This is a genomic window from Acinetobacter sp. RW6, assembly GCF_041956835.1.
Lineage (GTDB): Bacteria > Pseudomonadota > Gammaproteobacteria > Pseudomonadales > Moraxellaceae > Acinetobacter > Acinetobacter calcoaceticus.
In genome coordinates this window covers 586,271-613,263 of sequence record NZ_CP167121.1, presented here as the reverse complement: position 1 = coordinate 613,263, position 26,993 = coordinate 586,271, and the positions used below count along the sequence as shown (strand labels likewise).

The window sequence follows — 26,993 nt, the reverse complement described above, 5'->3', positions numbered from 1 at the left end:
CAATACATTTTTTCCATTTTCTTAACCTACAAATTGGTTAAGCTATCGACATATTTAAATTTTTTATTTCGGGTTATCGATGTTTATGAAGAAAAGCTTAGTTCAATCGCTCTCTTTGGTTTTACTTATGAGCATGGCAACAGTTGGTTTTGCTGCTGATAAGAAGAAAACAACTGAAAAGAAAACCGAAAATGAAAATGTTGTTGAAGTGACTCCACAACAGGGTATAACTCCTGAAGAATTAGCTGCGATTCAAGTACTTTCTGAAATTTGCCCAGATCTTATTGGCAAAAAAGATGCTGATTTTGCTCAAGGTTACGAACGTTTAGTTAAAGACTATCTACCAAATGAAACTGATGCTGTCTCTGCGTTAGAAAAACGTAGCAAAGACAAAGGCTTCAAAAAATACTTAAAAGAAGCGCGTAAAGATGCGAAAGCAGCAGGCGATGAGCAAAACACATTGGTTTGCCAAGACGTGAAAGCATATCAATCGCAAAACTAAATTAGCAAAAAACTCTTGAGTTACAATACTGTTTGAAAAAGCCGATTTCCCCCATAGAAGTCGGCTTTGCTTTATCCTAAAATGCTAGGCTCTTCTGCTTCATACAAGATATTGGAATTACATAGAATGACTCGAAAAAGCGCTATTGCTGCACTACTCCTCTTGCCAAGCTTTTCTTATGCAGCAACTGTCTTATCAGCTCCGCCAGAATTAAATAATAAGTCTTATGTATTAATGGATTACGAGACAGGACAAATTCTTGCTTCTAAAAATGAAAACGAAAAGCTTGCACCTGCATCTATGACTAAAATGATGACTAGTTACATCATTGAACAAAAATTATTAAAAGGTGATCTGACTGAAAATGAGCAGGTTCGTATGAACGAGTCTGCATGGTGTAAAGGAAGTAGCTCTGAATCATGTATGTATGTCCCTTTAAATGGTACAGCAACTGTTCTAGAAATGCTTCGCGGTATTATTATTCAGTCAGGTAATGATGCATCAAAAGCAATGGCTGAACATATTGCCGGAAATGAAGGCACTTTTGCTCACATGATGAATCAGGAAGCAAAACGTATCGGCATGGTAAATACCCAGTTTGTTAACTCAACTGGTATGCCAGCTGAAGGCCACTATTCAACTGCAAAAGATATGGCAGTTTTAGCACAACATATTATTAAAGACAGCTCAAAATATTACCCAATCTACTCTGAAAAAGAATTTACTTTTAATGGTATTAAACAAGGTAACCGTAATGCCTTGCTTTACACAGACCCAAGTGTAGATGGTTTAAAAACAGGCCACACAGATGAAGCTGGTTACTGCTTAACTACTTCAAGTAAACGCGGTCCAATGCGTTTAGTTTCGGTGATTTTTGGTACTCCAAGCATGGCTGAACGTGCAGACCAAACACGTGCTTTATTGGCTTGGGGCTTTGCAAACTTTGAAACAGCAAATGTTCAGCCAGCCAATCAGGTTCTTGCAAAAGCGAAAGTCTGGTTTGGTAAAGAAGATGAAGTTCAAGTGGGTTTAGCTGAAAACTTTAGTGTGACGATGCCTAAAGGTAAAGCTGACGGCATTAAAACTCAGTTAGTGGTTCAACCTAACTTAAATGCGCCACTTCAAAAGGGCCAAGTCGTGGGTAAACTCGTTGCTAGCTTAGATGGCAAAGTAATTGCTGAAAAGCCATTAGTTGCATTAAAGCCAGTTGAAGAAGCAGGTTTCTTTGCACGCTTAATCGACCATGTTAAACAATTCTTCAGCAACTTATTCTAATTTTTGAATAGTTGAATTAAGCACTCATGCTATTTAGCCTGAGTGCTTTTTTATTTTATAATTCGTCTAAATTCTATGTTGATACCTCTCATGGCAAAGAACATCCGTCCTTATCTTGGACACCGCCCTCAAGTTGATACAACGTGCTATATCGATGATATGGCTGTTGTAGTCGGTGAAGTGAGCTTAGCTGAAAATGTTTCTGTCTGGCCTTTTGCTGTGATTCGCGGCGACGTAAATTGTATTCAAATTGGTAAAAATAGTAACGTACAAGACCATTGTATGTTGCACGTTAGCCACAAAAATGATGCAAAACCTAATGGCTCACCTCTTGTTATTGGTGAAGATGTAACGATTGGCCATCATGTCACCTTGCATGGCTGTACCATCGGTAACCGTGTTTTAATCGGGATCAATACCGTTGTTCTAGATGACGTGATTATTGAGGATGATGTGATGATTGGCGCAGGAAGTTTGGTTCCACCGCGTAAAGTCTTAAAAAGTGGTTATCTATATGTAGGAAGCCCTGTACAGCAAGTACGACCTCTTACCGAAAAAGAATTAGCATTTCTTCCTTATTCGGCAAGACATTATGTAAAAGTACAAAATAATCATAAAGCAGCCCAAGATTAATTAGCGTTATTAACTGCTAGTAATAAAATTCTGATTTTTTAAACGATATGGTTTTGTAGATATTGCTCATATCGTTTAGCAGATCACCGTAGCCAAAAACCCCTAAATTTCGTATTATACGTCTTTTAAATCATGGTGCTTTTTTATGGCCGCATGGACTCCTCATGTCACTGTTGCTACAGTCGTAGAAAAAGACGGACGCTATCTATTTGTTGAAGAGCATAGCGAAGGTTTTGTACACACCGTATTTAACCAACCTGCTGGTCATGTGGAATGCGGTGAGTCATTAACAGAAGCAGCCATTCGTGAAACACTTGAAGAAACGGGTCATCATGTTGAAATTGATGCCTTGCTCGGTATTTATACTTATACCCCGCCCATGTTTCCGGATCGTACCTATTACCGCTTCTGTTTTCTAGCACATGTGACTCAGGTTGAAAGCAATCCTCAACTCGATACAGATATTGTAGCTGCTGTGTGGATGACACAAGATGAGCTCAAAGAATCTGCTCGTGCTCGTAGTCCGCTCGTACTAAAAGCAGTTGAAGATGCCATGAAAGGCCACCATTATCCTTTATCGCTTATTTATGAGCACCCTTTCTCTCCCTCATTAACTTCTCATTTGGATGCCTAGTCCTATGCAACAACGTGTCATCGTCGGTATGTCTGGTGGTGTAGACTCTTCTGTTTCTGCAGCACTTTTACTTCAACAGGGTTATCAAGTTGAAGGTCTTTTCATGAAGAACTGGGAGGAAGACGACGGCACGGAATACTGTACGGCAATGGAAGATTTAGCCGATGCTCAAGCAGTAGCCGATAAAATAGGCATTAAGCTACACACAGCAAACTTTGCTATGGAATATTGGGATCGTGTATTTGAACTTTTCTTAGCTGAATATGCAGCTGGACGCACGCCAAACCCAGATATTTTATGTAATAAAGAAATTAAGTTCCGTGCATTTTTAGATCATGCCATAACTTTAGGTGCAGATTTTATCGCGACTGGTCATTATGCACGTCGTGGTGAAACCGCATATAACTCGAAAGGCGAAGCATACGCGCCATTATTGCGTGGCGTAGACAATAACAAAGATCAAACTTATTTCTTGCATGCTGTTCATGGTAAAGAAATTAACAAAACCCTATTTCCGGTAGGTGAGATCGAAAAACCAGAAGTCCGTAGAATTGCTGAAGAGCTTGATCTTGCTACAGCCAAGAAAAAAGACTCTACAGGAATCTGTTTTATTGGCGAACGCCGATTTAATGACTTCCTTAAACAATATTTGCCCGCTCAACCTGGAAAAATTGTACTTGATACAGGTAAAGAAGTTGGTGAACATCACGGTCTGATGTACTATACGCTCGGTCAACGTGGCGGAATTGGTCTAGGTGGTTTGAAAGGTGCAGCTGAAGGTGCATGGTTCGTACTACATAAAGATATTGCCAATAACCGCCTAGTTATTGGTCAGGGACATGAACACCCACTCATGCAAAGCACACAGCTTTGGAGTGAGTCAATTGACTGGGTGGCGGGCGAACAGAATATTCCAGCTGAAGGTTTACGCTGTACAGCTAAAACACGCTATCGCCAACCTGATCAGGCATGTACAGTTTTTAATGATGAAAATAGTGAACACGGTGTACGAGTTGAGTTTGATGAACCTCAGCGTGCTGTTACACCAGGTCAAAGCGTTGTATTTTATTCAGATGAAGTTTGCTTAGGCGGGGGTGTCATTCACCATACAAATGCCCCTACACCAAATTTTATTTAAGGGAATGAATGGCATGGTGGAGTTACCATTTCAACAATCACAAGCCTTGAATGTTCGCCAAAACCGTGCCCTTGCCTTGGCTGGGGTATTTCAGGCCACCCAGCTCACGCATATGACAGCCCTAACGGGTCAACAGAGTATTGGTGAAAGTGGTAACTTCTATTTTGAGCTGTTAATCAAAGCGAGTTTAAATATTCGCCCTACACTCAACAATGGTGTCCAAACATTAGATTTTTTTAATCAGTTGGCAGATATTTCTTTAGGGCTTAAAACACTCGAAAATTGTATTACCCAACCTTTTACAAATATGCCAAAATCTCGCCTTCCAAAAATGGGCACTGCCAAGCTTCCGATGTCATACGCGATGTCCCTTTTACAATTAGAAAAGAAGGTCTATAGCAACCCAGAATACGTCGCAATCATTGAAAAAGCTCAGCAAAAGATTTTAAAACAGCTTTCTTTTTTTGATAATAACTATTTACACCCAAGCATTTTAGCCAATTTGGCTCAAACTTATGTCGATACTGCTGGGCAGATTAACCCCCGCATTCTCGTTCGTGGTAATGCAGAAGCATTTAAAGATACCAACCATACTAACCGCATCCGTGCTTGTCTGTTTACTGGCTTGCAAATGGCCCATTTATGGCGACAACTCGGTGGTAGTTCGTGGAACATGATTTTTAGCAAGCGTAAGTTGCTACAAGATATTCAAGCACTTGCTCGTTTACAGTACCAAGTCATCTAAGGCTGTAAAGAGATTATTTTTGGTTTTATGTTTATTCCAACATTAAGGAATCGTTATGAACGCTTTAACCGCACTATCACCATTAGATGGACGTTATGCCAGCAAATGTGATGCGCTACGCCCTTTTCTTTCTGAGTTTGGTTTAATTCATGCTCGTGTCACTGTAGAAGTGCGTTGGTTACAAGCGCTTTCTAACCGTCCAGAAATTGTTGAAGTTGCTCCTTTTTCAAATGAAACAAATGCAGCTTTAGATGCAATTGTTAGCAACTTTTCTGAAGAAGATGCTAACCGCATTAAAGAAATTGAACGTACAACGAACCATGATGTAAAAGCTGTTGAGTATTTCTTAAAAGAGAAAATTGCAGGTATTACTGAATTACAAAATGCGGGTGAGTTTATTCACTTTGCTTGTACATCAGAAGACATTAACAACTTGTCTCATGCACTGATGCTTAAAAACGGCCGCGAAGTTTTAGTATCAAGCATGAAGCAAATTTTAAATGCGATCTCTGCTTTAGCAACGACTCATGCTGAACAACCAATGTTGTCACGTACACACGGTCAAACTGCAAGCCCAACAACTTTGGGTAAAGAAATGGCGAACGTTGCATACCGTTTAGCTCGCCAAATCAAGCAATTTGAAAATGTTGAGCTACTAGGCAAAATCAACGGTGCTGTAGGTAACTACAATGCTCACCTTTCTGCTTATCCAGATGTTGACTGGGCTGCACATGCTCAAGCTTTTGTTGAATCTTTAGGTTTAGCATTCAACCCGTACACGACACAAATCGAACCACATGACTACATGGCAGAGTTGTTTGATGCGTTACGTCGCTTCAACACGATTTTAATCGACTTTAACCGTGACGTATGGGGTTACATCTCTTTAGGTTACTTCAAACAAAGATTAAAAGATGGTGAAGTTGGTTCTTCAACTATGCCACACAAAGTTAACCCAATTGACTTTGAAAACTCTGAAGGTAACTTAGGTATTGCGAATGCCGTATTAGCTCACTTAGGCGAAAAATTACCAATTTCTCGCTGGCAGCGTGACTTAACTGACTCGACTGTACTTCGTAATATGGGTGTTGGTTTTGCGCAAAGTTTAATTGCTTTTGATGCGTGTTTAAAAGGTGTTGGTAAACTTGAGCTCAATGCAGCTCGTTTACTGGAAGATCTTGACCAAGCTCAAGAAGTTTTAGCAGAGCCAATTCAAACTGTTATGCGTCGTTATAACGTTGAAAAGCCATATGAAAAGTTAAAAGCATTAACTCGTGGTCAAGCAATGACTCGCGACATGATGGTTAATTTCGTAAATGGTGAGGAACTTCTTCAAGTGCCAAGCGAAGAGCGTGCACGTTTAGCAGAGCTTACTCCTGGAACTTACACAGGTAATGCTGCTGAACAAGCAAAACAGATCAATGACTTAATTAGCAAAATCTAATTGAAAAGTTAAAAAAAGCGGAGCTTCGGCTTCGCTTTTTTATTACACTGATATAAAGCACAATAAAGTCCTATTTATAAAATGATCGAAAAACAATTCAAACTTAAACACTATGTTGCTCTAGTCCTCATATTTATTGCCATCTTACTCTCAAGCATTCACCCCCTTGAATTTGAAGCTTATTTACTTCATCAGGTAGGGACTGTTTTTATGTTGGTTCTACTATTTATTATTTTTAAAAAGATTGGACTCGATTTTTTAAGCTTTACTCTCTACTTACTATTTTTACTGATTCACATTATCGGTGCACATTACTTGTATTCATATGTTCCTTACAATGACTGGATTCAACAGGTGTTCCATTTTAATCTAGATCAATACATGGGGTGGTCCCGTAATATGTATGATCGTTTAGTACATCTTGCATATGGTGTTTTACTCTACCCTCTTATTTATCGAGTTTTTCAAGTTTGGTTGCCTACAGCACGACCTTTTACTCTGTTTTTACTTGTGATCCAGTTCGTGATGGCATCTAGCGTCTTTTATGAACTCATTGAATGGGTGATTGCAATTGGTTTATCTCCAGAAGAAGCCGAAAATTATAATGGGCAACAAGGCGACATGTGGGATGCTCATAAAGATATGCTATTAGCGACTATTGGGGCAATAATTTATGGAGTGGCTGCTCTTATAAAGGCACCTAAAATAAATAATTCATAAATAGAAAAAGCGCTCAATGAGCGCTTTTTTTAAAGGATATTTAGACTACTGGATAAGTCTGATCTAAAAGATTTGATAAAACTGAAGAAGTTGTATTTGGTAAAAGATGCTCAATATTGGCAGTTGTTTGACTAACATTAGTAGTTATATCACTTTGCTCATTCACCACTGGTATAGACTCTGTTGCAGATAAAATTTTTGCAATTGGGTCTGATTCATTAGTTGAAGAGCTTTTTAACAAATCATCTAATTGCACAGATTTCTGCTGCTGACTATCTGTTTCATTCGTTGTGCTTTGTACTAGCTTTAATGTATTTAACCCAACACTATCAGCAACAGATACAGTTTCTGTATGAGCAGTATCAACTACTGCGTCACTTAAACTGGCGGTCTTTGGCGCGACTACATAAAAGGTAAAGGGTGAACTCACTTCACTCGTCAGTCCTGCTGAATCTGTCTGCATTAAAGTAATGGTATGTTTCCCGAGTGCTAAATCTTTATCAAGTGTAAATGACCAAGTCTTACTAGTACCTAAATCACCTATTTTAATAATCGAAATTGCTACACCATTATCATAAATAGTTAAAGTCGCATTGGATTCAACTTGAACAGTAAATTTTGGTTTGGCATCATCGGTTTCAGAACCTGCTGTAATTCCCCCCTTTAAAGCCCCCACATCATCATCCAAACCTGTTAAAACAGGCTTAGCGGGAGGAGTTGTATCCTTTGTACCTGTAATTTGAACTGTTTCAGAACTATTACCCGCACCATCTATTGCCGTAACAGTCGCTTTATTGTTATCTGTTAAAGCGGGCGAAATAGTAATTGTAAATTTTCCGTCTGCATCTGCTGTTCCTGTACCAATGACCTTCGTACCCATTGTTATTTGTACTTTCGCATTGGCTTCAGCAGTTCCTGTTATCGTAGTACCCTCTGCATTAATTTGAGCAGTTGGTTTATCTGGCGCTATGGTGTCATAACCTATAGAAATTTCTAAAGGCTTCGACGTATTACCTGCTACATCTTCAACAACAACTGTTGCCTTTTGTGATTCTTTTAATGCTGGAGAAAGCGTGATTTGAAATTCACCTTGAGCATTGGCCGTACCAGTTCCAATCACCTTACCATCTACATCTTTTATTTGAACTTTTGTATTAGCCTCTGCTTTTCCTTCAACCACTGTTCCTTCTTTATTCACTTCAACTAAAGGAATATCTGGAGCGAAAGTATCCTTTCCAGCAATAATTTTAGTTGGTTCAGATTTATTGCCCGCAGCATCTTCAGCTATAACTTTCCCACCCGCGTCACTCGTCAATGGAGGAGTAAGCTTTAAAGAAAAAATACCATCTTTATTCGCAGTTACAGTGCCTAGTACATTACCACTAGCATCATAAACAGTGATTTTTGCATTTGCTTCAGTTTTACCAGTTACCAATGAGCCATCATCACTCAGCTGAGTTTGGGGAGCATCTGGAGCGATAGTATCCTTCTTCCCAATGATCTCACCTGATTTAGAAATATTACCAGCCGCATCCTCAGCCACAACTTTTAGTTTATTTCCATTTGCTAAAGGCTTATCAAGTTTAATAGTAAAATTTCCGCTTGCATCTGCAACACCCGTTGCGACCGTATTATCAGCAGCATCTTTAATATAAATTTTTGCATTCGCTTCGGATTTTCCTGTCACAGTAACAGTATCATCGCCCACAGTGGCAGTCGGGGCAACAGGAGCCACGTTATCTACAGGTGAATCATCTTTGTCATCTTTATCAAAAGCCCAAAGGTATAAACCTTCAGCGGCTAAAACTGCTAATCCTGCTTTTAGCACATTGCCCATCGAAAAAGTTGGAGAATCATCAACCGCCATTGTTGAGGCTGGCTGGCTAGTACTGGTATAGGCTAAATCTGTGACATGGTTTAGACCTGTATAATCTATAACCTTACCTTGTGCATCAAATTGTGCTTCAACAAATTTTCCGTGTTCAGTTGGAAAAACAAGTGAATGGTCTGTTGTATTTGTTGCTTCATTAAAGAAATTTTCTAAGACAATGGTCTCTCCATTTTTTAAATGGATGACGAGACTCCCCCCCTGCTTTTCCATCGATGCTATATCTTTTTGACTTACACCAATTTGAATAATAGTAGGTTTGCTTAAAACTACCTTATTGAACTGACCATCTTGCAGAACGTCCAAACCCTCTTTGGATGCCACAATTATTCTTGTCATTATTTCCTACCCTGAGTTTCAGTTATATTTTTTAAATGTTTAACTTTTTAAATGATTCATCTAAAAGCTATTTTATTGCTGTTTAAAATATCAAAACCATGTGTTTATCACAATTCAAAAAGTATATTTATCAATAATTATTTTTGACTTTTTATTAAAAAGCTAAAGATATTTAAAAAGCTGGATTTATTTATTAATTCAATAAAAAAACCAGCATATTAAGCTGGTTTTTTATCAAAATGTGAATCACAAAAACTTATAGTTTTGGATCACGCATCTGCACAAGCGTCGCATTTGCTTTTGCAAGGTTTTCCATCACTTTATTCATTACAGCTGGAATCAAACTATCTGCCATTTGTGCCGCTTGCAAACCCAACTTTTCACCTAAGGTCGCTTTTCTACGAGTGTTAATCACATAGACATCATGCTGTGCTAATAAAGCTAATAGATACTCATCAGATGTTTGTAATTTATCAACAAGGTTAAGATTAAGCGCATCTTCACCATACCAATGTTCACCTGTAGCGACTTTATCAACATTAAGCTGTGGTCGATACTTTTCAACAAAGTGCTTAAATAACACATGAGTTTGTTGAAGCTCTTCTTCAAACTTCGCTTTACCTTCAGGGGTGTTTTCGCCAAACATAGTTACAGTACGCTTATACTGCCCTGCGGTGTAAAGCTCAAAATCAACATTATGTTGTTTTAAAAGACGATTAAAATTTGGAACTTGAGCAACTACGCCAATTGAACCGACAATAGCAAAAGGTGCAGTAATAATTTCATTTGCGATACATGCCATCATATAGCCGCCACTTGCTGCCACTTTGTCTACACAAATGGTCAGATGGAACCCTGCATCGCGTAAGCGCACCAATTGAGCTGCTGCTAGACCATAACCATGTACCATGCCTCCGGGGCTTTCAAGGCGAACGACAACACGGTCACGCCCTGCTTTAGCAGTTGCTAAAATGAGAGTAATTTCTTCTCGTATGTTTTCAACTGCTGAAGCTTGAATATCACCTTTAAAATCCAACACAAAGATTTTCTGATTATTTTTACGGCGGATTTTAGCTTCTTTAGCAAGTTGTTGAGCCAATTGTAAAAGTTCTAAACGGCTTGCAGTAGTTTGTGCAATTTTTTTTCTCTGTTCATTTACACGTGCATTTAAATGACTAACACGTATTTCTGCAGGGAGTTTAGGCAAATGGAATAACATAAAATTCTAAGCTCATAAGTTATCTTTTATAGCCTTAAGATGTGGTCCTTTTGATTAAAATTCAATAGCGATTTTGCAAAATAGAGTCATTTTCATTTATAAAATAAAAAAAAGAGCACATGGCTCTTTTTTTGTATGAATTACTAATTAACCGAAGCGTCCAGTAATATAGGCTTCCGTCAACTGATGGTCAGGTTGAGTAAAGACTTTTTCAGTTGAGTTGACTTCAATCAAATCACCTAAATGGAAATAGGCAGTACGATCTGAAACACGTGCTGCTTGTTGCATAGAGTGAGTCACAATTACAATTGTATATTGATTCGACAATTCAGAAATCAATTCTTCAATTTTTGCTGTGGCAATTGGGTCAAGCGCAGAACATGGCTCATCCATTAAAATGACTTCTGGACTTACTGCAATCGTACGTGCAATACATAAACGTTGCTGCTGACCACCTGACAAACCAGTACCCGGTTGATTCAAACGATCTTTCACTTCGTCCCATAAACCCGCTTTACGCAAACTATTTTCAACAATTTCTTCAAGATCATATTTATCACGTGCTAGACCATGAAGTTTTGGACCATACGCCACGTTATCAAAAATAGTTTTAGGGAATGGATTTGGCTTCTGGAACACCATACCAACCTGAGCACGTAATAATACGACATCAAGGTTTGGGTCATAAATATTGTGGTTATCGAGTGTGATCTTACCTGTTACACGGCAACCATCAATGGTGTCATTCATGCGGTTTATCGTACGAAGAAAGGTAGATTTACCACAGCCTGACGGTCCAATAAAGGCAATAACTTCGTTTTTGTAAATATCGAGGTCAATACCCTTAATCGCTTCAAAATCACCATAATAAACATGGGCATCTTGTGCACTAATTTTGATTTCGGTTGAGTTCTGCTTTTTTGAAGTATGTGGTTCAAAATGCGAAACATACGAAGTGCCATGATTTTGCGATTTATCTGTAAATTGAGATTGTTCAGTGTTCACTAACTTATCCTTTTCTAAGGAATTCGTAATATCAATAGTATTCATGATTTATCCTCTATTACCAACGCACTTCGAACTTTTTACGTAACCAAATTGCAAGACTGTTTAAACCAATCATTAATGCAAGGAGTACGATAATCGCAGCGGCAGTACGGCCTTCGAAGAAGTTACGCAACTCATTACCTTGCCATAAATAAACTTGGACAGGTAACGCTGTTGCTTGATCAAATGGGGTTGTTGGAATACTTGCAACGAATGCACTCATTCCGATTAAAAGTAAAGGTGCTGTTTCACCAAGTGCGTGAGCAACGCCAATAATTGCGCCAGTCATAATGCCTGGTAACGCTAATGGTAGAACATGGTGGAAAATGGTCTGAAATTTAGAAGCTCCCAAACCAAGTGCAGCTTGTCGAATAGAAGGTGGTACTGCTTTTAATGAAGCACGAGTCGTAATAATGACTGTTGGTAATGTCATTAAACTGAGAACTAAACCACCTACTAACGGAGCAGATAAAGGCAAATGCATCCAGCCAATAAAAATTGCCGCACCGAGTAAACCAAACACAATTGAAGGAACAGCAGCAAGGTTATTAATGTTGACTTCAATAATGTCTGTAATAAGATTCTTTGGAGCAAATTCTTCAAGATAGATTGCGCTGGCAACACCAATTGGAATTGCAATAATGATCACAATCAGCATCATGAATAATGAACCCATGAATGCACCTGCAAGACCACTAATTGCTGGTGAACTACGCGAGTCTGGATTCTTAAACAAGTTCAAATTGAACGTATTTTCAAGAACACCTTTTGCTTTTAGCTCATCTGCAAGTTTACGCACTTCCGGATCAAGCTGCTGCTGATCATCTGGTAATGAACGGTCAATATTACCTTTTAACCAGACATCGACATTAGCATCGCCCAAGAAATTAAGAGTTTCTTTTTTACCAATGAGTGATGGGTCTGCAAACACCATGTCACGTAAACGATAAGCTTCTGAACTTGCATAAAGACTACTTAAGTAATCACGCTGGCTAGCAAGTGTAGGATCTTTGGCAATCATTCCATTTACAATAATGCCATCCCAATCCACCATACCCATTTTGGTTTGCCAGTCGATATAACGCTCTTGATAATGTGCAGGTGTTTCCCCCTGCCCACGAACAGGTACCGGACCTGCATCAATCACTTTCGGATCAAAGTAAATTGGAACATTCATACTCGTTTGCCAAAAAGCAGGTAAACCTTTTGCCAAAATACTGCTAAACAAGAGTGCAACGAATGCAAGTCCAATTACGACTGCCGAGAATCCAGCATAACGAAAAGCTTTTTCTTTACGATGACGTTTAGCCAAAGATTTTTCGATGACTTGTTTACGTCGTTCACTTAATTCAGCAGCAACTTTTGGATCAAATACGTTCTGATCCATAGGAGACGATGTATTTGATGTACTCATTCGTATTGCTCACGGTATTTACGCACAATGTACAGTGCAACAATGTTTAAACATAAGGTAATCACAAAGAGTGTTAGACCTAACGCGAATGCAACCAAAGCTTGTGGGCTGGCAAAGTCAGTATCACCAGTTAACTGTTTTACGATCGTAACGGTCACTGTCGAAACAGCTTCAAATGGATTTGCATGTAAAAGTGGACTGTTCCCTGCTGCCAAAACCACAATCATGGTTTCCCCTACGGCACGAGAGACAGCTAATAAAAAGGCGCCCGTAATACCTGGTAACGCAGCGGGTAAAACGACTTGACGAATTGTTTCCGACTTAGTTGCTCCAAGTCCTAAAGAACCGTCACGTAATGCACGAGGTACTTGGGTAATAATGTCGTCTGATAAAGAAGAAACAAACGGAATAATCATAATCCCCATCACGAAACCAGCAGTTAAAGCACTGGTCGCGTTAATTTCAAGCCCCACATAAGCACCAGCTGTCTTGAAAAATGGTCCAATAACCATCATGGCAAAAACACCATAAACAATTGTTGGAATACCCGCTAAAACTTCAATTGTTGGTTTTGCCCATGAACGTAACCATGGCGAAGCATATTCAGCTAAATAAATAGCAATCATGAGTCCTACAGGTACGGCAACCAATAAGGCGATGCCGCTGACCATGAGTGTGCCCCAAAGTAATGGCAGTAAACCATAACTACCTTCAACATTACCTGAAGTACTAAAGCCTGGGTTCCACTCTGTCCCAAAGAAGAAATCAAGTGGGCTTACAAAACGGAAGAAGTGCATTGCTTCACCAAACATCGACATCACAATACCGATGGTTGTTAAAATCGCAACGCCAGAACATAAAATCAAAGCAACATTAATGGCACGTTCAACTTGGTTACGCGCACGATATTGTTGATTAATTTTTTTCTTTGCCCAAACTAACCCCAATAAAGCTGCACAAACGACAACAGCGAATTTGGCAAAAGAGCCAATGGTTTGAAATTTTGCGAACTGTTGAGCAGCCGCTAATTCATAGGCTGCTGGTTTATCACTTACCCCAAAACCTGAAGCAATCGCTTGAACACGGTCAACTAATACACTTCTGCCAGCTTCATCAAGTGAAGCACTTATAGACGCAGGAATATTATTAAAAATAATATGGTTTAAAATACTTGGTTCAAGCAAGCTCCAAATGATCAGAATTAAAAAAGCAGGGATACCGCACCAAAGTCCAACCAGTGCACCATAATAACCAGGACGAGAATGTAACGTCGCCGAGTTGCTTCCCTTACCTGCTAGGCTACGGCTCTTTCTTAGCCCAAGTTGATATGCGATTGCCACAAGGGCTAACAACACACCGATAAGTAGCAGATTCATGTACTCTCCACTGTTTTCTCAATTGTCATAATTTGGAAAAAACAAGTTAGACAAAAAGGCTGATGAACTCTCAAGATCACCAGCCCCCATTCAAACTAACTTATTTAACAGTTTTACCTGCTTTAAAGTCAGCCAAAACTTTTGCACGTTCAGCATCAGACATTGCGATTAAGCCATCACGCTCAGCTTTAGAACCTTTACCTGTTGCTTTTTTGCTTACGAAATATTCTACATATTGCGGTAAGCCTTTAACTGATTTTAAATGTTCGCCTTTCACGTAGAAGAACAATGGACGAGATACAGGGTATGTACCGTTCAATACAGTTTTCTCAGAAGGAACAACATTGTTTACTGTCGCCACACGTAACTTGTCACGGTTCATGTCATAGAAACTTAAACCAAACACGCCTACTGCACTTGGAGAAGTCTTTAAGCGAGCCAATGTTTCTGTGTAGTCACCAGCAATTTCAATTACACGACCATCTTTACGGAAAGTAGAACATGCTTTCTTCTGAGCATCTTTATCTAGATTCTTGAAGTATTCATACGATTCACAACCAGCATCAACCATTTTCTCTTGGAAAACTTCACGAGTACCGTGGTTAGATGCAGGAATTACAAGTGTAATTGGCTCATTTGGAAGAGATTTATCAATCTGGTTCCAGTTTGTATATGGGTTTGGAACCAATTTACCTTTTGAAGGTAACTGTGCAGCTAAAGCAGCAAACACATGGTAAGGTTTTAATTTATAAGCTGCTTTGTGTGAGTTAGACGCAAATACGATACCGTCGTAACCAATTTTGATTTCTTGAATTTGTTTTACACCAGCTTTGTTACAAGCTTCGATTTCAGTGCTTTTAATTTTACGAGAAGCATTTGCAACGTCGATTGTGTTATCGCCAACGCCTTGACAGAATTGTTTCAAACCAGCAGAAGAACCGCCAGAACCAACTACAGGAGTTTTAAATTGAGGGAAAGTATTACCAAACTCTTCAGCTACAACGCTGGCAAATGGTAATACAGTTGAAGAACCAGCAATTTGAATCGTATCACGAGCTGCATTTGCAGTCGTTGTTACAGCTGCCCCAGTTACTGCTAACGCAATTGCGATTTGACGTGGATTTAAGCGCATTCTGTTCTCTCTCATTAATGCAATAGGTTGTACGTCACTTTTTGTTGAGTGCTTGTACGCTCTTAGATAGCTGCATTGTGAATAGAAAATATGACAATTAAGTTACAGTATGATGACGCTTTAATGATTTCGATATTGTTAATTGTCACATTATTATTTTTTATCTATTATCAAATATTTAATTCAATCCTAGTAGGTATTTTACCTTGTATATTAGTCTGTATTATTACACTCGTTAAAAATATAAGATTTTTGTATTTATAAAATATAAAAAATAAAGATGTTATAAATTTATTAAAAAACGATAATTTAGTTATCTTTAGTTTAATGATTAAAATATTTTTTGATTAAGGAAGTTTTTATTAAAATATTTCTAAAAATAATAATTTCTTTGTAACATTAAAATAATATGACAAAAGATAAAGGGTTACCTCCTCTAAGTCAGGTAACCGCAATATCATTGTCAATTTAAACAATCAACTCGATTGTACTTCTGGCATCGCAACCATTTTTTTACGATATTTTAAGAAATATGTAAGCGCTAAAACAGCCAACCAGATTGGACCTAAAATAACGGCAAGTCTCATATCTGGCGTCATTGCCATAATAATAAGAATAAAGCATACAAAGCTAATGGTTAAATAATTACTCCATGGGCTAAGAATACTTTGAAATTTGGTTTGACGTTTTTGTAATTTCATTGCTTTAGTGAATTTCAAATGAGTCACTGAAATCATAAGCCAATTAATGACAAGTGCCGCCACAACCAGCATCATAAAGAGCTGAAAAGCTTGACCTGGAATTAGGTAATTTACGATCACACATATTGCTGTAATCGATGCAGATACTACTGCTGCTGGAACTGGAATGCCACGACTGTTTACTTTTTTCAAGATAGCTGGGGCATTACCCTGCTCTGCTAAACCATGCAACATACGGCTATTACAATAAATACAGCTGTTATAAACCGAAATGGCAGCAATCAAGACCACAAAGTTTAAAACGTTCGCAACACCATTACTATTTAATGACTGGAAAATCATTACAAATGGGCTACCGCCTTCTGCAACCATATTCCAAGGGTAAAGGCATAGTAAAATTCCAATCGCACCGATATAGAAAATTAAAATACGGTAAACAATCTGGTTCACTGCTTTTGGAATAGTCGTTTCAGGTTTTTTAGTTTCAGCCGCAGCAATACCAATTAACTCTAAGCCACCAAATGCAAACATAATGACGGCCAAAGCCATGACAAAACCGTGAATTCCGTGCGGGAAGAAACCACCGTGTTGCCATAAATTTGCAATACCTGCTTGCGGACCAGCAGAACCTGTAAATAAGAGGTAGGTACCAAAACCAATCATGCTTAAAATTGCAACAATCTTAATGCAGGAAAATAAAAATTCGGATTCCCCAAAAAAGCGGACATTTACCAAGTTAATGCCGTTAATTAAAATAAAGAAAAATAAAGCAGTCAGCCAAGTGGGAATTTCAGGCCACCAAAACTGAATGAAGGTTCCAATTGCACTGAGTTCAGCCATGCTTACCAGTACGTACAACACCCAGTAGTTCCAGCCAGACATAAAACCAGCCATTTTGCCCCAGTACTTGTTTGCAAAATAACTGAATGAACCGCTTACTGGTTCTTCAACAACCATTTCACCTAAATGACGCATAATTAAGAAAGCGATAATTCCAGCAATTGCATATCCTAATAAAATTGAAGGACCTGCCAGTTTGATCGTTTGAGAAAGACCTAAGAATAACCCTGTTCCGATCGCACCTCCGAGCGCGATGAGTTGAATATGCCGATTGGATAAGCCTTGTTTTAACTCGTGCTTATTGTTTGAATCCATAACATTATCTCCAATGTTGGTGTCACTTCCTGTACACCTTTATTCAGCACCATATCCGAAGATCAGAAACCGACCTTCGGACATAAGTTTGCTTTAATATGAGTCCATTTAATTTTTGAGAAGACTTGTCCTGTCTTCTATTTAAAACGAGCTTGCATCCTTACATTTAATAGGCTGGGAACGCTCCTTTAAAATTTCGTAACCGCGATCACCGTAATCAAAACGAGCAATCACAGAAGCAAATTTTTTCAAACTCACCGGCGCATCCATTGCTGGTAGTTTTAATTCAATAAACGTTAATTGATCATTCTGATGAACATTGTCTAAAACACTCTTTAGCTGTCCAGCAGTTTCAACCACATAGGTGGTATGGCCTTTTTTACCGTTAAATACGGCTGGAATTTCAGTATATTTCCAGTTTTGTACATCGTTATAGGCAGCGTTTTCGCCCATGATTAATCGCTCAATGGTGTAACCGCCATTGTTCAGCAAGAAAATAATGGGTTTTAAACCATGACGAATAATTGTAGAGAGCTCTTGTACCGTAAGCTGGAATGAACCATCACCAATAAATAGAATTTGACGTCGTTCGGGAGCAGCCAGCAAACTACCAAGTAAAGCCGGTAAGGTATAACCGATTGAACCCCAAAGTGGCTGAGCAATATATTTAGCTGTAGCTGGAAGTTTTAAACCAGACAAAGCTGAGTTTGAAGTTCCCACCTCTCCAATAATTACATCATCTTCTTTTAAGAAACCTGCAATATAGTTCCAAAGTACATCTTGGCTTAGCTTTTGTTGTGCTGGGGCTTCAACTACTTTCTGTGGCTGTTTTTCAAGAAGAGGCGTTGACGATTTACGTGGAGCAACTTTTTTATTTAGCTCGACAAGTAACTGTCCAATCTCAATGCCTGGAAAATCCTGACCAAAAATATTTAAGCCATAAGATTTAATTTCGATGTAATTCTTGGTCGCAATTTGATGAGTAAATACAGCTGAACCGACGTCGGTAAAACGTGCGCCAATACCAATTAGGCAGTCAGATTGTTCAATGATATTTTTAACATGTGGCTGGCTTGCCCCACCCACATAAGTACCGATGTAACGAGGTGAACCCTCATCCATAATATTTTTTGCAGTATTCATACCAGCAAATGGAATTGAGCATTTTTGAGATAAATCATTTAAAAGTGAAGTTACACCAAAAACTGAAGCTTCATTATCAATAAGAAGCGCTGGGCTTTGAGCATTCGCAATAATGTCACAGAGTTTGCTCACCACAGTTTGCAATAATTCAGGTTCAACAGCTGGATAACTTAGGTCGAGCGGACGCTCAGACACTTCAATTTTAACGTGAGTAATATCTCCAGGTAATTGAATGTGTACAGGGCGGCGATCAAGGAAACACTGACGTAATACACGATCAATTTCAAAGGCTGCATTTGCTGGAGTTAAACGTGTTTGAGCAACTGTGAACTCTTTCATACAGTTCATAATATTGTCGTAATTGCCATCAACCAACGTATGGTGAATCAAAGTACCTTTTTGAACTGCATGTAAAGGCGGAATACCAGAAATATGGATAAGAGGTACATTTTCTGCATAAGCACCAGCAATACCATTAATGGCGCTTAAGTCACCTACACCATAAGTGGTTGCCAAGGCAGAAAAACCGTTAATTCGTGCATAACCATCTGCTGCATAGGCAGCATTTAATTCATTACAATTTCCAATAAATTCGAGTTCTGGATCTGCTTCAACTTGTTCTAGATATGAGAGGTTAAAATCACCAGGTACACCAAAGAGATGTTGGATACCCATTTGTTTTAGACGAAGATTTAAAAAGTCACCGATTTCTATGAACATTGCTCTATATCCTTTGAGACCAATTTTTATTCCATAGAAAAATAATATTTCATCTACCTTTTAGATTTCGTGCATAATGAAAACGCATTTTAATAAAAATACATGATTTGTGTATCATAAAAGGATTTTATGCAATGGATAAGTTCGACTGGCAAATCATTCAGGCATTACAAAAGAATGGACGGCTCACCAATCAGGAAGTTGGAGATTTAATCGGTTTATCTGCTTCCCAATGTTCTAGAAGAAGACAGCTGCTTGAGCAAAAAGGCATAATTTTAGGTTACACCGCCCGCATCCAGCAACAAGCGCTAGGACTGGAAGTTACAGCGATGATTCATATTAATTTAAGAACACACGAGGCAAAATCGCAGCAGGCTTTTCAAGAGTTAATTGAAGCTGAAGACAACATTCAGGATGCATTTTCAATTAGTGGCGATGCTGATTTTATTTTAAAAGTAGTTGCAGAGAATTTAGAACAGCTTTCTCAATTTGTGACTGAAAGATTGCTTTCTTATAATTTTATTGGCCACATAAAGTCTTACATTGTTCTAAAAAAAATCAAAGAACAGAATCATTTTTTAATCAAACCCAAAAGTCACGGCTACCATCACACGACTTAAGCAACTTAGGCTTTTTAATAAAATAATTTAGAATAAAAAGGCGGATCTATCATCCGCCTTAAAATTAATATTTAGACTTTACTAATATGTAGCGTTTGTCCAATTGTGTTTTCAAGCAAGCCTTCTAAACCAAACTCAGCACCTAAGCCTGACATTTTCCAGCCGCCAAAAGGTGCATGAGGGAGAACCTCTGCATGTGTATTGACCCAAACCGTACCGCATTGAAGCTGAGTAGCATAAACCTGAGCAGCTTTAATGTCAGAAGACCAAATTGATCCGCCTAAACCAAATTCACTATCATTGGCGCGAGCAATTGCATCGTTGATATCTGTATATTTTAAGACAGGTAACACTGGACCAAATTGCTCTTCTTGGACCACACGGCAAGATTCAGAAACTTCAGTCAAAATAGTAGGCGCAATAAAATAACCCTGCTCTGGTAATTGCTGTTGACCTGAAAGTGCTTTTGCACCTTGTTCAATTGCTTCTGCAATAAGAGCTTTCACCTTGTTATATTGCATTTGGTTTTGTACTGGACCAAACGTTGTAGAAGGCTCCATTCCATCGCCAACAATCTGAGCATTGGCAATGTCAGCTAATTTTTGCGATAAAGCATCGTATTGACTTTCATGTACATATAAACGTTTTAACGCAGCACACGTTTGACCCGCATTTAAAAATACACTATTGAAAATCTTAGCTGCAATTTCATCTATATTTGCATCAGGTAATACAATACCCGCATCATTACCACCGAGCTCTAAAGTTAAATGTTTTAGTTGTTGAGCTGCACCCGTCATGATGTGCTGTCCAGTTCGAGTTGAACCCGTAAACACAACTTTTTGTACATCAGGATGGGAAGATAATGCTTCGCCAATCTCGCCAGCACCCACCACAATTGAAATAACACCAGCCGGAACTTCTTGCTGAATGATTTCACATAAACGCAAAGTTGATAGTGGTGTGTATTCAGAAGGTTTACTAATGACAACGTTACCGGCACGTAATGCAGGCATGATATGCCAGACCGCAATCATGAGTGGCCAGTTCCAAGGGGTAATTGAAGCCACGACACCTAATGGTTGACGATGACGTTCAATACGCTTGGCTTCACTGTCTTCGATAATTTCAACAGGTAAATCCATAGCAGCTGCATAACGAGTCCAACCAATTGCGCCCTGCACTTCCATTTGCGCGAGTGCCAATGGCTTACCCTGTTCAAGCACAACCAGCTCTGCGAGCATTTCAGCGTGCTTCTCAATACCGTCAGCTATCTTGTTTAAAATTGATTTACGTTCATCGTGCGACACCATTTGCCATGCTTTAGATGCCTGTTTAGCCGCACTCACTGCTTGATTCACTTGCTCAACCGATGCTTTTGCACAACGTGCAGCCGTTAAGCCATTAGCAGGGTTAATAATTTCTAGTTCACCTTGTTCACCTGAACAAAGTTGACCGCCAATAATAAGTTTAAATTCATTCAGCATATTCGCTTGTTGCATTTCTTCTTCCTTGTCTTAATTGTAATTACAGCCACTTACTTTATTTTCAGTTAAAGCAGGATTATTTAAAGTAAGTACGATATAGATATATCAATGCGACCAAAAAAATCGGGAACATACCAATACAATAAGAAATTTGCTCCCCATAAATCATGCATAATTATTTTTGTTTTTTGAAAATATGCATGGTTTGTGCATATATAACTCTTCTGATACACACTTTTAATAAAAATAATATGTAATAAAAAAGCCCGGCAATAAACCGGGCTTTTTTAGTATCAACTCAATTAGTCGATTGGTGGTACATAGTTACCAGAAGCAATCGCATCTTTAATGCGGTCAGCTTCAGCCAATACTTGACCTAAAAGATTTTTAACGTTTTCGAATGTTACAACAGGGCTTAATGTTGTCATTTTCAATGACTGTACATTACCAACTTTTGTTACACCGATATTTGCTTCACCACGAGCAAACAATTCGTCCGCTACGTTTTGGTTTAAGCTATCGATCAACTCAGCTGGATAGCCTTGCGGTACAACACGGAACAATACAGAAGCAAATTGTGGTTCAACTAAAAGCTCTAAGCCTGTCGTTGCCTTGATGTAATCTGCAACTTCACGAGTAAGTTTTACACCATGGTCAATCATTGAACCATATAGGTCTTCACCAAGTGATTCGATTGTCATCCACAATTTCAATGCATCAAAACGACGAGTCGTTTGTAATGACTTAGAAACAAGGTTTGGTACACCATGTTCTTCGTCATAAGCAGAGTTCAAATATTCAGCTTCGTAGTGCATAAAGCGATAGTTCGCTTCGTCTTTTAACAAGAACGCACCACAGCTAATGCTTTGGAAATAATGCTTATGGAAATCAAGGGTAATCGAGTCAGACAACTCAATACCATCGAGCATTGCACGATAGTCTGTTGACAGAATTAATGCACCACCCCATGCCGCATCGATATGCATCCATGAACCATATTTATTGGTAATTTCACGGATTTTCTTCAATGGATCAATTGCACCAGCATCAGTTGTACCTGCTGTCGCAACGACACAAGCAACTACTTTGCCTTCTGATTGCAAATGCGCCATCGTTTTTTCGAGAGCATCTACATCCATCTGTGCATTTTCATTCACAGGAACAGTGACAACTGACTGGAAGCCCATGCCCATCATTGCCATGTTCTTTTGCACAGAGAAATGCGCATTTTCAGAACAAATGACTTTGACGTTTTTCATTGCATCAGCTGGAATACCATCACGCTGTACAGACCACGGATTACCGTTTTCGTCTTTCCAGTTTTTCGAAATGCACCAGTCACGAGCAAGCAATACACCCATTAAGTTAGATTGAGTACCGCCAGAAGTGAAAACACCCGCCTGACCAGAACCATAACCTACTTTTTGGCGTAACCAATCAATAAGCTGAACTTCCATTAATGAACCGGCTGGGCTTTGATCCCATGAGTCCATAGACTGGTTAGTCGCATTGATCAGTACTTCCGCAATCTGGCTCATTACCATCGTTGGACAATGCAAATGTGCCAATGAGTGCGGATGATGTACTTTTAAGCTTTTATTTAAGAAAAGCTCAATCATACGTTGAAGTGATTCTTGTACACCCATACCTTCTTTTGAAGGCTGGAAAGAAATCGCTGAACGCAATTCTTTAATGCTACCGCCTGTGTACATCTTTTCATTTTGCAACCATGCTGAAACGGCTTTTACCGCTTCGCCCATTGCTGACTCATAGTCAGCAATGGATTGTGCATCATTGCAGAGTAACGCTTTACGATGTTCTGCAAAATCCACCATACTTATGCGCCTCGTACTGCAACCAATGCTTCTGCAATTGCTTTCTTAAAGCGAGCAATTACTTCAACACACTCTTCTTGAGTGATGATAAGCGGGCAAAGTAAACGAATTACTGTACCGTTACGGCCACCTTTTTCAAGCAATAGTTTATTGTTGAAACAAGCAGTTTGAATTGCAGCAGCTAATTGAGAATCCGCAGGAAGCGAACCAATACGGTCAGCTTGTTTACGCTCGTCAACAATCTCAACACCGATCATTAAACCGCGACCACGTACGTTACCAATACATGGGAATTCTTGAGCTAATTTTTTAAATTCAGCTTGTAGATAGTCACCACGTTCTTGCGCATTTTGAGCAAGATTTTGTTCAGTAATCGTTTTTAGTACAACAAGGCCTGTACCCATAGCAAGTTGGTTACCACGGAAAGTACCCGTGTGACCTGCAGGTTGCCAAGCATCAAATTTACGTTTAATACCTAATACTGCAAGTGGTAAACCACCACCCACTGCTTTAGACATTACAACAACATCAGGTTCAATACCTGCATGTTCAAATGCAAACATTTTGCCTGAACGTGCAAAGCCAGCTTGAACTTCGTCTAAAATTAAAACGATGTTGTGCTTTTCAGTCACTTCACGGATTTTTTGCAACCATTTTACTGGAGCTGTAACTACGCCGCCTTCACCTTGAATCGCTTCAAGAATAACAGCAGCCGGTTTTGTTACACCGCTTTCAACATCTTCGATAAAGTTTTCAAAGTAGTAAGTTAAAGCGTCAACGCCAGCTTCACCACCTAAACCAAGTGGGCAGCGGTATTCATGCGGATATGGCATGAATTGTACGCCTGGCATTAAACCGTTAACTGCATTTTTCGCACTTAAATTACCAGTCATAGCAAGTGCACCATGGGTCATACCATGGTAACCGCCAGAGAAACTGATCACTGAACTACGGCCAGTGTAAGTCTTAGCAAGTTTAATTGCTGCTTCAGTTGCGTCTGCACCAGCAGGACCACAGAACTGCAAGCAATATTCTTCTTTACCACCAGGTAAATATGCTAACAATGCTTCAGTGAATGCATCTTTTAAAGGTGTGGTTAAGTCTAAAGTATGCAATGGCAAACCACTTGCCAATGTATCTTGAATACTTTGAATCACCGCAGGATGATTATGACCTAAAGCCAATGTACCTGCCCCAGCTAAACAATCAAGGTACTGTGTACCTTCAACATCAGTAACCCAGCATCCTTGTGCTTTCGCTATCGCTAACGGTAATTTACGTGGATAGCTACGAACATTTGATTCCATTTGACTTTGGCGAGTCAAATAATATTCGTTAGTAGCATTAGTGGCAGGGTTAACGGAAGTAACGCTCATATCGGATTACCATCTCTGATAGGGGTAGAAAGAAATAAGTCTGGTGACGATGGGTCCTTTGACTCGGTGCTTTATAGAACTAGTAAAGACACTTATTTTATATCTTGTAACTAGGAGCGCGATGATACCTAATTTTACAAGAAAAAAAACGTCTTTTATGTACTTTACTCATCTAATCTTATTGAAAAAATGTATCATCCCAATAGTTAAGATGAATTATCATCATACTATGTGACAACCTAAAGAAAATATTCTTTTTTTATATTACTTTGATTTTTTAAGTTACATTGAAACACTTTAATTTTAAGTCTTTATTTTTAGAGAACTTTATATTTACCAAAATTTAAAAAACCTGATCTAAATATTACAAATACGCCACAAAATCTGCAAAAGTTATGCACAAGTTATGTTTAACATTTCTTAATGAAAAAAATTAAATTCATATTAATTTTTAAAGGAAAAATTTATGCGTACTTTAGCTGTCTCAACCCTTCTTTTAGGTTCCCTCCTTAGCCCTTTAGTTTTTGCTCAGGATGATAATGCTCTGAACTATAATATTGTGAATGTACAAGCTGAAGCTTCTCGTCAAGTTTCTAATGATGAAATGCATGCAACTTTATATATTGAAAAAAGTAACAAACAACCAGCTGAACTTTCAAATCAAATTAATCAACTCATGAATCAGGCACTTGCGGTTTCCCGTAAATATCCGCAAGTAAAAGTGGAAACTGGTGCTCAAAGCACTTACCCAATTTACGATAACGATAGTAATAAGCTAAAAGAATGGCGTGGTCGCGCTGAAATTCGTCTTGAAAGTAAAGACTTTAAAGCAGCAAGCCAGCTAGTAAATGAATTACAGCAAGGCTTCCAAACTCAATCAATTAATTTTACAGTTTCAGATGATCAACGTAAAAAAGTTGAAAACGAGTTGATGGTAGAAGCTTCTAAAAACTTTCAACAACGTGCTCAAATGTTGACGCAAGCATGGAATAAAAGCCAATACTCGCTCGTTAACTTAAACTTAAACACTAACAACTATTTCCCACAGCCTGTAATGCGTGCAAGCATGGCTAAGTTTGCTGCTGCCGAAGCGGCTCCTGCTCAAGACATGGCAGCTGGTGAGTCTAAAATTACTGTAAATGCAAACGGTTCAATTCAATTTAAATAATTTCTTTTCATCAAAAAAAGCCGCATGTAATATGCGGCTTTTTTTATTACTGATCAAAATATTCAACTCAAGTTTTGCAAAGAATCCCAAGCAGCTTTTGCCAAAATATCTTTATAAATTTTAGGGTTGGAAGGAACTCTTTGGGACAACCATGCACGACAGTAATTTTCTGTAGATCCAATCACTAATGAAAGTAATAGCTCATGAGGTATAGATTTTAAAAACTCAGCCTCAGCATAATTTGAAATCTCGGCAAATATCTTTTGATTTCTTAATTTATTTTTCTGAACAAGACGTTCTTGGTCTTCACCTTGCATCACACTAAAACGAGCAGATATTAAAAATTTAGCAAACTCTGGCTGTTCACTTACCCAATCAATGTAACTATGAATAAAAGCATATAAAACGTCTTGAAGGGATTCTGTGCCCTCCAGATAGTCATCTCTTCGTGCAGCTTGATCATCTAAAGCTGCAAAGAATAAAGTCGCAACAATCCCTTCTTTATTTTTAAAGTGATGATAAATAGCTCCTACACTACTGTCAGATTTCGAACGAATCATCTCAATGCTTGTAGTTTCAATTCCATTTTCTAAGAAACAAGACAAAGCATCTAATAAAATCTGTCTTTTTAAAGCAGCCCTTCTGCCTGGATATAACCGTTCTAATAGCTCTTGTGCAGATTGCATTGTTTGTTCCCTAACCAGTTATCGGAGATATTCTGAATGACTTGACTCTCTTTTGTAAACAGAATTATATTCTTTAACAGAACAAAATTCTGTTTTCTTAATATGGAGCTTTAAACCATGGCAACTACTTTAGAACTTTGGAACAAAGTGTCTGCTTTTCCAAAAGGAAAATGGACTTTCTCACGCATGCTATGTTTAAAAGCACCTTATTTCGGCAGTATTTCACCGCTATTTATCGAGTTAAAACCTAATTATTGTGAAATAGCAATTAAGAAAAAGCGTTCTGTTCTCAATCATATTGGAACAGTTCATGCGATTGCGATGTGTAATATGGCTGAACTTGCGGGTGGCACAATGACAGAAGTTACTGTGCCTTCCACACATCGCTGGATTCCCAAAGGTATGACTGTCGAATATTTAAAAAAGGCAGAAACAGACTTAATTGCAGTTGCAACGCCTGTAGAAAAAAATTATGACTGGGATAAAGCTGGAGAATATTTAGTGAATGTAGAAGTCTATGATTCTCAGAAAGAGAAAGTCTTCCAAGCTACGATTACCATGTGGATTTCTAAAAAGAAGTAATAAAAAAAGCCCTG

At 38.7% G+C, this 26,993-nt stretch carries 23 protein-coding genes; 11 read left to right on the top strand and 12 right to left on the bottom strand.

What is annotated here, in order from left to right; translation table 11 throughout:
• Positions 1-79: 79 nt before the first annotated feature.
• The 8 genes from ACB088_RS02785 (at position 80) to ACB088_RS02750 (ending at position 7,091) form a co-directional block, all read left to right on the top strand.
• Positions 80-502: an MCR_0457 family protein gene (locus ACB088_RS02785; protein ID WP_004643570.1), complete on the top strand. Its 423-nt coding sequence runs from the start codon at positions 80-82 to the stop codon at positions 500-502.
• Between the two features lie 126 nt (positions 503-628).
• Positions 629-1,777 carry a D-alanyl-D-alanine carboxypeptidase PBP5/6 gene (dacC, locus tag ACB088_RS02780; protein WP_003650463.1) on the top strand — a complete coding sequence of 383 codons (1,149 nt, stop codon included), beginning with the start codon at positions 629-631 and terminating at the stop codon, positions 1,775-1,777.
• 90 nt (positions 1,778-1,867) lie between these two features.
• Positions 1,868-2,410, top strand: coding sequence for a gamma carbonic anhydrase family protein (locus ACB088_RS02775; protein ID WP_375037941.1), 543 nt, complete (start codon positions 1,868-1,870; stop codon positions 2,408-2,410).
• A gap of 145 nt (positions 2,411-2,555) precedes the next feature.
• On the top strand, positions 2,556-3,044 hold the full coding sequence (locus ACB088_RS02770) for an NUDIX hydrolase (protein WP_375037940.1): 489 nt from the start codon (positions 2,556-2,558) through the stop codon (positions 3,042-3,044).
• A 4-nt stretch (positions 3,045-3,048) separates the two neighbouring features.
• Positions 3,049-4,182, top strand: a complete 1,134-nt coding sequence (mnmA, locus tag ACB088_RS02765) for a tRNA 2-thiouridine(34) synthase MnmA (protein ID WP_003650460.1) — start codon at positions 3,049-3,051, stop codon at positions 4,180-4,182.
• 13 nt (positions 4,183-4,195) lie between these two features.
• On the top strand, positions 4,196-4,927 hold the full coding sequence (gene hflD, locus ACB088_RS02760) for a high frequency lysogenization protein HflD (protein WP_375037938.1): 732 nt from the start codon (positions 4,196-4,198) through the stop codon (positions 4,925-4,927).
• Between the two features lie 55 nt (positions 4,928-4,982).
• Complete coding sequence (gene purB, locus ACB088_RS02755) at positions 4,983-6,371, top strand: adenylosuccinate lyase (RefSeq protein WP_375037937.1); 1,389 nt, start codon at positions 4,983-4,985, stop codon at positions 6,369-6,371.
• 81 nt (positions 6,372-6,452) lie between these two features.
• Positions 6,453-7,091 (top strand): DUF2238 domain-containing protein, encoded by a 639-nt coding sequence (locus tag ACB088_RS02750; protein ID WP_375037936.1) that lies wholly within the window; start codon positions 6,453-6,455, stop codon positions 7,089-7,091.
• Between the two features lie 40 nt (positions 7,092-7,131).
• On the opposite strand, the gene blp2 is transcribed toward ACB088_RS02750, so the two are convergent.
• From blp2 to ACB088_RS02710, 8 genes are all read right to left on the bottom strand, one after another.
• Positions 7,132-9,318: an Ig-like repeat protein Blp2 gene (blp2, locus tag ACB088_RS02745; protein WP_375037935.1), complete on the bottom strand. Its 2,187-nt coding sequence runs from the start codon at positions 9,316-9,318 to the stop codon at positions 7,132-7,134.
• A gap of 256 nt (positions 9,319-9,574) precedes the next feature.
• A complete protein-coding gene (sohB, locus tag ACB088_RS02740) occupies positions 9,575-10,537 on the bottom strand; it encodes a protease SohB (RefSeq protein ID WP_375037934.1) in 963 nt (320 codons plus the stop codon).
• Between the two features lie 147 nt (positions 10,538-10,684).
• A complete protein-coding gene (pstB, locus tag ACB088_RS02735; protein WP_375037933.1) occupies positions 10,685-11,587 on the bottom strand; it encodes a phosphate ABC transporter ATP-binding protein PstB in 903 nt (300 codons plus the stop codon).
• Between the two features lie 13 nt (positions 11,588-11,600).
• Positions 11,601-12,998 (bottom strand): phosphate ABC transporter permease PstA, encoded by a 1,398-nt coding sequence (gene pstA, locus ACB088_RS02730; RefSeq protein ID WP_166645298.1) that lies wholly within the window; start codon positions 12,996-12,998, stop codon positions 11,601-11,603.
• The gene (pstC, locus tag ACB088_RS02725) at positions 12,995-14,374 is read right to left on the bottom strand and encodes a phosphate ABC transporter permease subunit PstC (protein ID WP_375037932.1); all 1,380 of its coding nucleotides are present in this window, start codon (positions 14,372-14,374) and stop codon (positions 12,995-12,997) included. The genes pstA and pstC overlap by 4 nt, the downstream gene beginning before the upstream one ends.
• A 100-nt stretch (positions 14,375-14,474) precedes the next feature.
• On the bottom strand, positions 14,475-15,506 hold the full coding sequence (locus ACB088_RS02720) for a substrate-binding domain-containing protein (protein WP_004790863.1): 1,032 nt from the start codon (positions 15,504-15,506) through the stop codon (positions 14,475-14,477).
• Between the two features lie 476 nt (positions 15,507-15,982).
• Positions 15,983-17,362 (bottom strand): amino acid permease, encoded by a 1,380-nt coding sequence (locus ACB088_RS02715; RefSeq protein WP_375037931.1) that lies wholly within the window; start codon positions 17,360-17,362, stop codon positions 15,983-15,985.
• Positions 17,363-17,503: 141 nt separating this feature from the next.
• The gene (locus ACB088_RS02710) at positions 17,504-19,225 is read right to left on the bottom strand and encodes an alpha-keto acid decarboxylase family protein (RefSeq protein ID WP_133747082.1); all 1,722 of its coding nucleotides are present in this window, start codon (positions 19,223-19,225) and stop codon (positions 17,504-17,506) included.
• 134 nt (positions 19,226-19,359) lie between these two features.
• Here ACB088_RS02710 and ACB088_RS02705 point away from each other — a divergent pair, with 134 nt between their 5' ends.
• Positions 19,360-19,845: an Lrp/AsnC family transcriptional regulator gene (locus tag ACB088_RS02705; RefSeq protein WP_017387914.1), complete on the top strand. Its 486-nt coding sequence runs from the start codon at positions 19,360-19,362 to the stop codon at positions 19,843-19,845.
• 71 nt (positions 19,846-19,916) lie between these two features.
• Here the strand turns inward: ACB088_RS02705 and ACB088_RS02700 are convergent, their stop codons facing one another.
• The 3 genes from ACB088_RS02700 to ACB088_RS02690 all read right to left on the bottom strand — a co-directional run bounded on the left by ACB088_RS02700 (position 19,917) and on the right by ACB088_RS02690 (position 24,543).
• Positions 19,917-21,347, bottom strand: coding sequence for an aldehyde dehydrogenase family protein (locus ACB088_RS02700; RefSeq protein WP_375037930.1), 1,431 nt, complete (start codon positions 21,345-21,347; stop codon positions 19,917-19,919).
• A 287-nt stretch (positions 21,348-21,634) separates the two neighbouring features.
• Positions 21,635-23,167, bottom strand: a complete 1,533-nt coding sequence (locus tag ACB088_RS02695) for an aspartate aminotransferase family protein (RefSeq protein WP_004643591.1) — start codon at positions 23,165-23,167, stop codon at positions 21,635-21,637.
• Positions 23,168-23,169: 2 nt separating this feature from the next.
• Positions 23,170-24,543, bottom strand: coding sequence for a diaminobutyrate--2-oxoglutarate transaminase (locus ACB088_RS02690; RefSeq protein WP_017391890.1), 1,374 nt, complete (start codon positions 24,541-24,543; stop codon positions 23,170-23,172).
• A gap of 466 nt (positions 24,544-25,009) precedes the next feature.
• Between ACB088_RS02690 and ACB088_RS02685 the strand changes: the two genes are divergently transcribed.
• On the top strand, positions 25,010-25,711 hold the full coding sequence (locus ACB088_RS02685) for an SIMPL domain-containing protein (RefSeq protein WP_375037929.1): 702 nt from the start codon (positions 25,010-25,012) through the stop codon (positions 25,709-25,711).
• A 62-nt stretch (positions 25,712-25,773) separates the two neighbouring features.
• Here ACB088_RS02685 and ACB088_RS02680 read toward each other — a convergent pair whose 3' ends face one another.
• Positions 25,774-26,397: a TetR/AcrR family transcriptional regulator gene (locus tag ACB088_RS02680; protein ID WP_092706455.1), complete on the bottom strand. Its 624-nt coding sequence runs from the start codon at positions 26,395-26,397 to the stop codon at positions 25,774-25,776.
• Positions 26,398-26,514: 117 nt separating this feature from the next.
• Between ACB088_RS02680 and ACB088_RS02675 the strand changes: the two genes are divergently transcribed.
• A complete protein-coding gene (locus tag ACB088_RS02675; protein ID WP_092706457.1) occupies positions 26,515-26,979 on the top strand; it encodes a hotdog fold domain-containing protein in 465 nt (154 codons plus the stop codon).
• The last annotated feature ends 14 nt before the right edge of the window (positions 26,980-26,993 follow it).

Excerpts from the sequence above, each read along its gene's own strand:
- ACB088_RS02705 (WP_017387914.1), top strand. The coding sequence starts at position 19,360 with ATGGATAAGTTCGACTGGCAAATCATTCAGGCATTACAAAAGAATGGA.
- ACB088_RS02715 (WP_375037931.1), bottom strand. The coding sequence starts at position 17,362 with ATGGATTCAAACAATAAGCACGAGTTAAAACAAGGCTTATCCAATCGG.
- pstC (WP_375037932.1), bottom strand. The coding sequence starts at position 14,374 with ATGAATCTGCTACTTATCGGTGTGTTGTTAGCCCTTGTGGCAATCGCA.
- mnmA (WP_003650460.1), top strand. The coding sequence starts at position 3,049 with ATGCAACAACGTGTCATCGTCGGTATGTCTGGTGGTGTAGACTCTTCT.
- ACB088_RS02685 (WP_375037929.1), top strand. The coding sequence starts at position 25,010 with ATGCGTACTTTAGCTGTCTCAACCCTTCTTTTAGGTTCCCTCCTTAGC.
- ACB088_RS02695 (WP_004643591.1), bottom strand. The coding sequence starts at position 23,167 with ATGGTGGATTTTGCAGAACATCGTAAAGCGTTACTCTGCAATGATGCA.
- ACB088_RS02700 (WP_375037930.1), bottom strand. The coding sequence starts at position 21,347 with ATGCAACAAGCGAATATGCTGAATGAATTTAAACTTATTATTGGCGGT.
- ACB088_RS02710 (WP_133747082.1), bottom strand. The coding sequence starts at position 19,225 with ATGTTCATAGAAATCGGTGACTTTTTAAATCTTCGTCTAAAACAAATG.
- pstB (WP_375037933.1), bottom strand. The coding sequence starts at position 11,587 with ATGAATACTATTGATATTACGAATTCCTTAGAAAAGGATAAGTTAGTG.
- ACB088_RS02675 (WP_092706457.1), top strand. The coding sequence starts at position 26,515 with ATGGCAACTACTTTAGAACTTTGGAACAAAGTGTCTGCTTTTCCAAAA.
- hflD (WP_375037938.1), top strand. The coding sequence starts at position 4,196 with ATGGTGGAGTTACCATTTCAACAATCACAAGCCTTGAATGTTCGCCAA.
- pstA (WP_166645298.1), bottom strand. The coding sequence starts at position 12,998 with ATGAGTACATCAAATACATCGTCTCCTATGGATCAGAACGTATTTGAT.
- purB (WP_375037937.1), top strand. The coding sequence starts at position 4,983 with ATGAACGCTTTAACCGCACTATCACCATTAGATGGACGTTATGCCAGC.
- ACB088_RS02690 (WP_017391890.1), bottom strand. The coding sequence starts at position 24,543 with ATGAGCGTTACTTCCGTTAACCCTGCCACTAATGCTACTAACGAATAT.
- ACB088_RS02775 (WP_375037941.1), top strand. The coding sequence starts at position 1,868 with ATGGCAAAGAACATCCGTCCTTATCTTGGACACCGCCCTCAAGTTGAT.
- sohB (WP_375037934.1), bottom strand. The coding sequence starts at position 10,537 with ATGTTATTCCATTTGCCTAAACTCCCTGCAGAAATACGTGTTAGTCAT.
- ACB088_RS02770 (WP_375037940.1), top strand. The coding sequence starts at position 2,556 with ATGGCCGCATGGACTCCTCATGTCACTGTTGCTACAGTCGTAGAAAAA.
- ACB088_RS02785 (WP_004643570.1), top strand. The coding sequence starts at position 80 with ATGTTTATGAAGAAAAGCTTAGTTCAATCGCTCTCTTTGGTTTTACTT.
- dacC (WP_003650463.1), top strand. The coding sequence starts at position 629 with ATGACTCGAAAAAGCGCTATTGCTGCACTACTCCTCTTGCCAAGCTTT.
- blp2 (WP_375037935.1), bottom strand. The coding sequence starts at position 9,318 with ATGACAAGAATAATTGTGGCATCCAAAGAGGGTTTGGACGTTCTGCAA.
- ACB088_RS02720 (WP_004790863.1), bottom strand. The coding sequence starts at position 15,506 with ATGCGCTTAAATCCACGTCAAATCGCAATTGCGTTAGCAGTAACTGGG.
- ACB088_RS02680 (WP_092706455.1), bottom strand. The coding sequence starts at position 26,397 with ATGCAATCTGCACAAGAGCTATTAGAACGGTTATATCCAGGCAGAAGG.
- ACB088_RS02750 (WP_375037936.1), top strand. The coding sequence starts at position 6,453 with ATGATCGAAAAACAATTCAAACTTAAACACTATGTTGCTCTAGTCCTC.